The organism is uncultured Meiothermus sp. (genome assembly GCF_937863175.1).
Classification (GTDB): Bacteria; Deinococcota; Deinococci; order Deinococcales; family Thermaceae; genus Meiothermus.
The window spans coordinates 1-9351 of sequence record NZ_CALMCQ010000150.1; the positions used below are offsets into that span (position 1 = coordinate 1).

The window sequence follows — 9351 nt, forward strand, 5'->3', positions numbered from 1 at the left end:
GCGGCGGGCCAGGGCGTTGACCCGCTCGTACTCCACTTCAACCAGGTTCACTGGAAGGGTCTGGGCGGCCTGAGCCACCACCGCACTGCCCAGCCCGCCGGTGAAGAAGAAGGCGTCGGCACGGTCGTCCTGCATCAGGGCCAGGGCCTGGTTGGGGTTTACGCGGATGGCCTCGCGCAAATCGGAGAGGCGCAGCCCGTAGGCCTCCAAAATTTGACGGGCATTCTGCTCGGTGCCCGAGCCCACATCGCCAATTACCACCCGCTTGCCGCGCAGGTCAGAGACCCTCACAATGCTGGCTGCGCGACGGGCCACCAGGTGGATCGCCTCGGGGTAGAGGATTGCCACCGCGCGGAAGTTTTTGACCGGCCTGCCCTCGAAGGCCGCAATGCCCACGCCGTTGAAGGCTGAGAAGGCTACGTCGTTCTGGGCCAGGCCCATTTGTAACTCGCCGGAGGCGATAGCATTAATATTGAAAACGCTGCCGCCGGTCGAGCGGGCATTGGCCCGGACGCCAATGTTAGCCTCGTTGACCAACCGGGCGATGCCGGTGCCAACTGGAAAATATACCCCGGTGGTCCCACCGGTGCCGATGGTGATAAAATCCTGGGCGTAGGCCACAGTGGCGGTCGCCAGGGTTGCCAATAGCAGTAGTACTTTCCTCATCTCGCTATCCTCCTGATTTTGAACTAGGGCTGATTATTGCTGAGACGGGGCGAATCGTCAACGCTACCGCTAATGCATTCGGGTATGGTGTGGCTATGATTGTGCAAATCGAGAAGTTGGTGCCGGGTGGCCTGGGCCTGGCCCGCACTTCCGAGGGTACCCTGCTTGTGCGTGGGGCACTGCCCGGCGAGTGGGTCGAGGCCGAGGGGCGCATCCGCAAGAACCACCTCGAGGGCCACGTCACCAGGGTTTTGGAGCCCCATCCCCAGCGGTACCGAAAACCATTACCCCCTTCAGCAGACCTGCCACTGGAATACGCTGCCCAGCTACCCATCAAGCAGGGCTTTGTGCAAGAGTCCCTCGAGCGCATCGCCAAACTGAGTTTCGAGGTCTCCCCCATTCAGGCCTCACCCTCATATGGAATTGAGCCGGGCCTCTACTACCGCACTGCTGTCCAGTATGCCCTGCATCCAGTGGGTGGCCTGGCCTACCGCCAGCCCCAGTCCAACGACCTGATTCGTATTTCCCACGACCCCCTTGTGGCCGAACCGTTGCAGCCCGCTTTTGAGCTGCTCCGGAGCTGGCCGCTGGCCAACCTCGAGGAGCTCGTGCTGCGTGGCTCACTCTACGAGCACAAAGTCCAGGTCGGATTTATCGGAGGGCAGGCACGGTTTTTCAAGCAAACCGCCCGGGCCCTGGTACAAGAAGGCATCGCAGGGGTGGTCTGGGCCGAGCCGAGCCCCAAAGGGCGCTTCCGGGGCCGGGTTCAGCACCTGAGCGGTGAAACCAGCCTCCTGGAGGACTTTGGAGGCGTGCTTTCGACCATAAACGTGCAGAGTTTTGCCCAGGTCAACCCAAAAGCGGCTGGACTTTTGTATCAGGAAGCTGCACGAATTGCCGGTTCAGGCCACAGGGCAGTGGAACTCTACGCGGGAAGTGGTGTGTTGAGTCTGCACCTGGCGCCATTTTTGAGGGAAATCGTGGCTATCGAAATCAACCGCAATGCCCTGAAACGAGGGGAGTCTGACCGGGATCGGCTGGGGGTACAGAACCTGGTGTTCAAACAAGAGGATGCCAGGGTGCTGGCAAAGTACCTGCCCGCCGATCTGGTAATGGTGGATCCACCCAGAGCCGGTCTGGCACCCGAAGTGTTGGCCGGCTTGATGGAGGGCAAGCCAGCCCAAATCCTCTACATTGCCTGCGACCCGGCCACCTGGGCACGCGATGTGGGCAGGCTTGGAGAGGCTGGCTATCGGCTCCGCTTTGCCCGGCCCTACGACTTCTACCCGTTCACACACCACGTGGAAGTCTTGAGTCTATTGTCCCTTTAACCAAAGGCTGACCCCTGTTCCCCCTTGACCTTCCACCCCCCACCTTCGAGAATCAACCCTGTGCTGACCAAGCGCATCATCCCTTGTCTGGACGTTCATGCGGGCCGGGTAGTCAAAGGCATCAACTTTGTCAACCTGCGTGATGCGGGCGACCCGGTAGAGTCGGCCAAGGCCTACAATCTGGCCGGAGCCGATGAGCTGGTGTTTTTAGACATCACGGCCACCCACGATGAACGGGCCACCATACTGGATATCGCTACCCAGGTGGCCGAGCAGGTCTTTATTCCCTTCACGGTCGGGGGCGGAATTCGCAGTCTGCGCGACGCCAGGGCCCTGTTGATGGCGGGGGCCGACAAGGTCTCGGTGAACTCGGCTGCGGTCAGGCGTCCAGAGCTGATTCGGGAGCTCTCGGAACATTTTGGCAACCAGGCGGTGGTGCTGGCGATTGACGCTCGAAAAAAAGCCAGTTCCTGGGAGGTCTATGTGGCCGGGGGCCGCACCCCCACCGGGCTGGATGCGCTCTGGTGGGCCGCGCACGCGGCTCAACTGGGGGCCGGTGAAATTCTGCTCACCAGCATGGACACCGACGGAACCAGAGCAGGGTTCGACATCGCGTTGTGCAGGGCGGTGTCGGAGGTGGTCGGAATTCCCGTAATTGCCTCCGGTGGCGCAGGAAGCAAAGAACATTTCGCTGCGGTACTGCAAGACGGAACTGCAGATGCGGCCCTGGCAGCCAGCGTTTTTCACTTTGGCGAAATTTCGATCCCGGAACTCAAGGCATACCTGGCCCGGAAAGGTATCCCGATGCGAATTGAGCCATCGGTTCCTCAGAGGGTATAGCGTTGTAAAGGTACCTGAACCGTAGGTCGGCTGGTTGGGAGACCATCTCGGCGATGAACAGCGGTCTATCGCCGATGCAGGCTCTTAACATGAAATCGGGAAAATACCTCGGGGTCACCCTGAACCCTCGTGTCTCAGAGCAGACTCAACACACCCCTGTTGCATTACATCCCCTCGACGCCGACAATAAAGCCTGCCGAGGCAGTGGTAAAGGTGTATACATGAAACTTTCCGATGTACAGTTTGACGCGAATGGCTTGATTCCGGTAATTGTGCAGGACGCGCATTCGGGGCAGGTTTTGAGCCTGGCCTATGCCAACCGCGAAGCTCTGGAAAAAACCATCCAAACCCGACAGAGCACCTTCTGGAGCCGCAGCCGGAACGAGCTTTGGATAAAGGGTCTGAGCTCGGGGAACACACAGGAAGTGCTCGAGGTTGTGCTGGACTGCGACCAGGACGCAGTGCTCTACAAAGTCATTCCCCACGGCCCCGCCTGTCACACCGGAGCCGAGAGCTGTTTCCACCACCCAGTTACCACCCCCCCCGTTCACCCTCCGCTGGGCGAGGTGCTGGAGAAGGTCTACCGCACCATCGAGTATCGCCTAAAGACCCTTCCAGAAGGCTCCTATGTCGCCAAAATGCACCAGGCGGGTCTGGATCGGGTGCTCAAGAAAATCGGGGAAGAAGCAGGTGAGGTGATTATCGCCGCCAAAAATGCAGACCGCAGGGAGCTCGAGTGGGAAGCCTCCGACTTGCTTTTTCACCTGCTTTTTGCCCTGGCCGAGCAGGAGATTTCTCCCAGTGACCTGTCCCGCACCCTCTGGAGCCGACACAAGCCCCAGTAGGTGTGCTGCTGTATTTTTGTCGCTGCATCAAGCTTGAAATACCTCCAGGTAGTGCCTCTCCGTGGCGATTGACAGTTGGGTATTACGGGTTTGCAAACTCCATACGGCGCAGCGAGCGGTTTGGCAACCCGGCAGTCGGTAGGTGATACGAACCCCGAAACAACCTGCTCCAAAGCAACTCCCGCCGGTTGAGAGTCGGAATCCGTATTCGGTAATGGAGTTACCTAAGCCCTGAGGCGGTTGCCGTAGAAGGCGCACCAACTTCTCGAAACCCAGAGGCGGCAAAGAGGCGGATTGCAGAGCAACCAGGGGATACAATTGATTAAAAACCTTCCAGCTATGGCGCAGCTTAAGCCCTGTTTAGCCAGACCGCGCCACCTGGAAGCACTACCAAACCAACCCCGCACCAAAACATTGGTAAGCTCTGGGCATGGAAATGGATATAGAGCGGTTACTGGTGCTCGAGGTGGCCCGGGTTACCGAGCACGCAGCCCTGGCTGCCAGCCGGCTGGCCGGTATGGGCAAAAAGGACGAGGTAGATGGGGTCGGAACCGAGGCCATGCGCGAGGTTTTGTCAGAACTGCCCATTCAGGGCCGGGTGGTCATTGGCGAAGGGGAGATGGACGAAGCACCTATGCTCTATATCGGCGAAATCCTCGGGCGCGGGGGCCCCGAGGTGGATATTGCTGTTGATCCGGTAGAAGGTACTACCATCACTGCCAAAGGGCTTCCCAACGCCATTACGGTTATTGCCATCAGCGAAAAGGGAGGTCTGGTCAATGCGCCCGATATGTACATGCAGAAGCTGGTGGTGGGGCCACCCGCTGCGGGTAAGGTCAGCCTGGACTTCCCGGTGGAAGCCAATCTGCGCATCATCGCCGACGCCCTCCAGCGCAAGGTAGAAGACCTGGTGGTGGTCATTCTGGATCGGCCCCGGCACGAGAAGCTGATTCGAGAGGTGCGCGAAGCGGGGGCCAGGGTCAAGCTCATCACCGATGGAGACGTGGTAGCAGCAGTTTCGGTAGCCATTCGTGGAACCGGCGCCCATGCCATGATGGGCAGTGGCGGTGCGCCCGAAGGGGTGCTGGCCGCTGCGGCCCTCAAGTGCATGGGCGGCGAGATTCAGGGCCGCTTCCTGCCGGATGGCGATGCCCAGCTCGAGCGTCTGCGGGCGATGGGAGCCGACGAAAAGAAGGTTTATCGCACCAACGACCTGGCCCCCGGAAAGCAAATCGTTTTCTCGGCCACCGGCATCACCCACGGCGAATTGCTGGAGGGTGTGCGCTACTTTGGCGGTGGTGCCCGAACCCACTCCATCGTAATGGGCTACAGAACCAGGGTGGTGCGGTTTATTGACTCGATTCACCTGTTTGAAAGTGGGGCGCGGGTCAATATTCGGGTTTAGGCTGATTGCCGTATTTGAAAACCGCCCCAAGAAACCAAGGGCTGGCACGAAGCCAGCCCTAAGCTACTATGCACCATCAAAAACCAATGTTCACACCAACCGCACCCCCCAGACCAAACGTGCTGGGGCCAGAGAAAAACAACATCGGGTGCACCTCGACAAAGATACCGATCAGGGGCAGACCCACGTTCAGATAGGTTCCGATCACCCCTCGAGCACCCAGACCCCCACTGGTGGAACCCTGGGCCAGCAGCGATACGGTGGTGCCAGTAGCATAAAACAGGCCAGCGCCTGCATACAGATCGGTAAGGGGCACCGTCACCAGCACATCGGCGCCGCCGCCCAGCGAAGCAGGGCCACCGGTAAAGAAGTTCGCCCCGGCATAAACCCGCCCATCGAGCAGAAAAGGCACCAGGGGCAGGCGGATCCCCGCATTAACTCCAAAAGGGCTACCGGCTGTTACCTGGACGCTCTGTGCAAAGGCCGGGGTTAGTAACAAAACCATCAGAATTAGCAGTCTACGCATAGCCAAACCTCCGCGCTGAGTATACGGGTCACGTATGGCAGGTTGCTGTGATGAATGGCCAGCTTCTCGAGGCCAGCCCAGCGCTTTGTCGTCCAGGGCTTGCTTTGGATCCAGCTCGAGCCCATGCGCTGGCACCGTTTTGTATCGTTAGCGGATCACCGGCTCTTGCAGCAGCTCTGCGATCTGCACGGCGTTCAGGGCAGCCCCTTTGAGTAGCTGATCGCCCGCCACAAAAAAGTCCAGGCCGTTGTCAAATACCAGGTTTCTGCGGACTCGCCCCACCTCTACATTGAATTTGCCGGTCGCGGTATGGGGCAGCGGATAGCGCTTGTTGACCGGATCGTCCACCAGATCCACCCCAGGGGCACTAAGGAGCACCTCCCGTGCAGCTTCGGGGCTAACCGGGCGCTCAAACTCCACCGTGACAGCTTCGGAGTGGACGCGAAGGGTTGGAACCCGCACAGCAGTACACGATACCTTGATCTGGGGGTCACCTATAATTTTCTGGGTTTCCCACAACACCTTCATCTCTTCTCTGGTGTAGCCATTTTCCTGGAAGGCATCAATGTGCGGGATGACATTGAAGGGCAGCGGATGGGCAAAAGTTTTGTGTTCGACAGGAAGTCCCGCCAGGAACTGCCTGGTTCCATGCAATAGCTCGTCCATCCCACTTGCACCCGCCCCCGATGAACTCTGATAGGTGCTGACGATAACCCGTTTGGCTCCAAAAGCCTTATGGAGTGGATAAAGGGCCATTACCAGGATGGCGGTGGTGCAGTTTGGGTTGGCAATGATATTCTTGTGGCTTTGGATGGCGTGTGCGTTAATCTCTGGAACAATTAGCGGTACTTCGGGGTCGTAGCGGAAAGCCGAGGAATTGTCCACCACCACCGACTGCCTGGCCCAGATGGGGGCATACTGCTTGGAGATGCTACCCCCCGCGCTTGCCAGCACCACATCTACCGGCAAGGGGGTCTCGGGCAGCGCCTCGATGCCGACCTCCCTGCCACGAAACTTCTGGCTTTTGCCCGCCGAACGGGCTGAAGCATAGAGCCGCAACTCTGAGACCGAAAAATTGCGCTTCTCCAGCACCCTCAGCAGTTCTTGTCCAACCGCTCCGGTGGCCCCCACGATTCCGATCCTCATGGCATTCTCCTTTGGGAAACAAAAAACCTGCCAGGATCGGCAGGTAGCGGCAACAGCTCGGAAGAGCTGCCACCTAGGCCGTAGTGGTGGTATACCAAACCATCTGAGCAAAACAATAAATGCAAATTGAGCAAAAGTCAATCGTAAATGGACGGTTGGCACTGTTAAGTTGCGCCCAGGCAGAATCCGTTAATCGCCTTTCGTGGTCTTCAACGTACTGGGCGCAAGTCCCGAGTGATTGCCGGTCGGTTCAGCGTCCAGGCTATGGGTGAATTACTCGGCAAGGATTGTCGCTGTATAGTGTCTGGGGTGCTCTAATTACACCGGTAATCATTGACCCGGCTATCCGGTACCTGCAACCATACCAGGCGCTCGGTGGGGGTCTCGAGCGAAGCCAGACAGTTGGTGCCCCGATCCACCGCGATGGTCTGGTAAGCACTGGTACTGGCAATGGCAGGGCCTGGACGAGTGATCTGGGTGGGCTGTGGCGGAGCATCGCGGACTACAGTCTGGGTACGCTGCACCTGACGGTCTGGAAAGAGAGCTGCAATTCCGCTCGAGCTGTCGTTGCCGGTCAGCAGGTCGAAATTGGCCAGAACCAGCCCCGAAGGCTGTGGGAAATCACCGGCAGGGCGTCCCCGCAAGGCCTGTTCGATGAAATCACGCCAGATCGGGGGGTTGACCATCGAACTGCTGGGCTCAACACCCCCCATTCGCTGGGGCTTATGGTCATCGCGGCCAACCCACAGGGTGGCTACCAGCCCCCGGGACGCTCCGGCGAACCAGAGGTCAACGGCATCGTCGCTGGTCCCGGTCTTGCCCCCCACGATACGCCCAGGTATGCGGGCCTCCCAGGCCAGGCTGCTACGGAAACCAGGCGGAACATCGTAAACGAAACCTTTGAGCATGTCCCAGATCTGGAAAGCCACTTGAGGCGTCCAGAGCAGCACTTTTTTGGTCTCTGGCTGATAGATCACTCGGCCATTGCTATCTTCAACCCTCAGCACCAGACGCGGCTCAATCCAGTAGCCCCCGTTGACAAAGCTCGAGTAGGCAGCCGCCAGTCCAATGGGGGTGATATCGGCACCTCCGCCGATCGAATTGGCCAGCACCGCCATATTGCCAGTCAGGCGGAACCCCGCCGAGCGTAGCTTGTCGCCCAGGCGTTGCACCCCGATGGCCTCGGCAGTGCGGATGGCCGGCAGGTTGAGCGAGCGATCCAGGGCATAGCGGAGGCTGACCGGACGATCCAGAAAACGACCATCGAAGTTTTTGGGCCGCCAGACACCCTGTGGGGTGGGGTACTCCACAGGAGAGTCGCGCACGGTTGTGGCCTGGGTCCAGCCCGCTTCAAGGGCAATACCATAGGTGAAGGGTTTGATGGCCGAGCCCGGGCTGCGCCAGGCCTGGGTAGCCCGATTGAACTCGCCTTCGGTGCCGGGTCGCGCCCCCACCATGGCCAGCACTTCGCCTGAATTGGGCTCGAGGCCTATCATCGCTAACTGGGCCTGATCGGGCAGTCGGCGGCCTGCTACGGCTCTTTCGGCGGCGGTCTGCATCTTGAGATCGAGGGTGGTAATAATACGCAGACCACCCTGGTTGCGCAGTTTATCGGAGCCGATTTTCTCCCTCAGATAGCGTTGCACTTCAAATACAAAATAGGGGGCCAGCCGCACATTGCGCTCAGGCACAATCCGCACGCTGGGGTCTACCAGTCTGGCGCTCTTGAGGTTGCCGCTATCGTCATAGGCAGCCTCCCAACCCTTGGGCACCAGCTTGTAGCGCCAGGCTGCGTCGGCGTCCGCCTGGCTGATCCAACCTTCGGACACCATGTTATTAAGCAACACCCTCATGCGGCGACGGGTGGAGGGGTAGTCGAGGTAGCGGGGGTTGGGTGCTGGCAACAAGACTGCCAGAAAGGCCCCTTCAGCCAGGTTGAGTTCGGAGGGTTCCTTGCCAAAATACGCATGGGCTGCAGCCCAGATCCCCTGGGCATTGCCGCCCCAGGGAACCACGTTAAGGTACATCTCGAGGATCTCTTCTTTGGAATAGCGCCGCTCGATCTGGACTGCCAGCGGAAATTCCTTGAGCTTACGCTCGAGGCCGCTGATGCTCCGGCGCTCAAAGGCCAGGTCGCGCAGCAAGGTGTTCTTGACCACCTGCGTGGTAATGGTCGAGCCCCCCTGCAGGTCGCCGCGCAAGGTATAGTACAAACCACCCAACAGGCGGATAAAGTCTATGCCATAGTGTTCGAAGAAGCGCTGGTCTTCCGAGACCACCACTGCCACCACCGCCGCAGGCGAGACCTCGCCCAGCCGAACCAGTTGCCTGGCAATCGCCCGACCATCCTCCACCGAGGCCAGGTCGGCGATGGGAATGCCATCGCGGGTATAGAAGGTCGAGGTCGCCGTAAAGCGCAGGTCGTCGAGGGTCTCGAGACTGGGCAGATCGCGGAGCAGCAGCCAGGCCACATACCCCGAGGCCCCCATGGCCCCCAAAAAACCGGCAATAAAAACAACCCGCACAATCTGGAACAGTCTGCGCACGGTGTTTAGTGTACCAGCCGCAGATTAGAGTGTTTGTAATGCCGAT

Annotated in this window: 8 protein-coding genes; 4 read left to right on the top strand and 4 right to left on the bottom strand. The window is 59.4% G+C overall.

Features of this window, described 5'->3' with window-relative positions; all coding sequences use genetic code 11:
• A partial coding sequence (locus tag Q0288_RS05905) for a TAXI family TRAP transporter solute-binding subunit (protein ID WP_299428600.1) occupies positions 1 to 666 on the bottom strand: 666 nt, incomplete at its 3' end.
• 95 nt (positions 667 to 761) lie between these two features.
• Between Q0288_RS05905 and Q0288_RS05910 the strand changes: the two genes are divergently transcribed.
• The 4 genes from Q0288_RS05910 to glpX all read left to right on the top strand — a co-directional run bounded on the left by Q0288_RS05910 (position 762) and on the right by glpX (position 5087).
• Positions 762 to 1997 carry an RNA methyltransferase gene (locus Q0288_RS05910; protein WP_299428603.1) on the top strand — a complete coding sequence of 412 codons (1236 nt, stop codon included), beginning with the start codon at positions 762 to 764 and terminating at the stop codon, positions 1995 to 1997.
• 60 nt (positions 1998 to 2057) lie between these two features.
• A complete protein-coding gene (gene hisF / locus Q0288_RS05915; RefSeq protein ID WP_299428606.1) occupies positions 2058 to 2837 on the top strand; it encodes an imidazole glycerol phosphate synthase subunit HisF in 780 nt (259 codons plus the stop codon).
• A 221-nt stretch (positions 2838 to 3058) separates the two neighbouring features.
• The gene (gene hisIE / locus Q0288_RS05920) at positions 3059 to 3682 is read left to right on the top strand and encodes a bifunctional phosphoribosyl-AMP cyclohydrolase/phosphoribosyl-ATP diphosphatase HisIE (RefSeq protein WP_299428609.1); all 624 of its coding nucleotides are present in this window, start codon (positions 3059 to 3061) and stop codon (positions 3680 to 3682) included.
• A gap of 436 nt (positions 3683 to 4118) precedes the next feature.
• Entirely contained in the window at positions 4119 to 5087 is a 969-nt protein-coding gene (gene glpX, locus Q0288_RS05925) for a class II fructose-bisphosphatase (RefSeq protein ID WP_299428618.1), read from the top strand.
• A 76-nt stretch (positions 5088 to 5163) separates the two neighbouring features.
• On the opposite strand, the gene Q0288_RS05930 is transcribed toward glpX, so the two are convergent.
• The 3 genes from Q0288_RS05930 to Q0288_RS05940 all read right to left on the bottom strand — a co-directional run bounded on the left by Q0288_RS05930 (position 5164) and on the right by Q0288_RS05940 (position 9248).
• Positions 5164 to 5613 carry a hypothetical protein gene (locus Q0288_RS05930; RefSeq protein WP_299428612.1) on the bottom strand — a complete coding sequence of 150 codons (450 nt, stop codon included), beginning with the start codon at positions 5611 to 5613 and terminating at the stop codon, positions 5164 to 5166.
• Positions 5614 to 5760: 147 nt separating this feature from the next.
• Positions 5761 to 6759 (bottom strand): aspartate-semialdehyde dehydrogenase, encoded by a 999-nt coding sequence (locus Q0288_RS05935; protein ID WP_299428615.1) that lies wholly within the window; start codon positions 6757 to 6759, stop codon positions 5761 to 5763.
• Between the two features lie 314 nt (positions 6760 to 7073).
• Positions 7074 to 9248, bottom strand: a complete 2175-nt coding sequence (locus Q0288_RS05940) for a transglycosylase domain-containing protein (protein ID WP_299428621.1) — start codon at positions 9246 to 9248, stop codon at positions 7074 to 7076.
• Between the last annotated feature and the right edge of the window lie 103 nt (positions 9249 to 9351).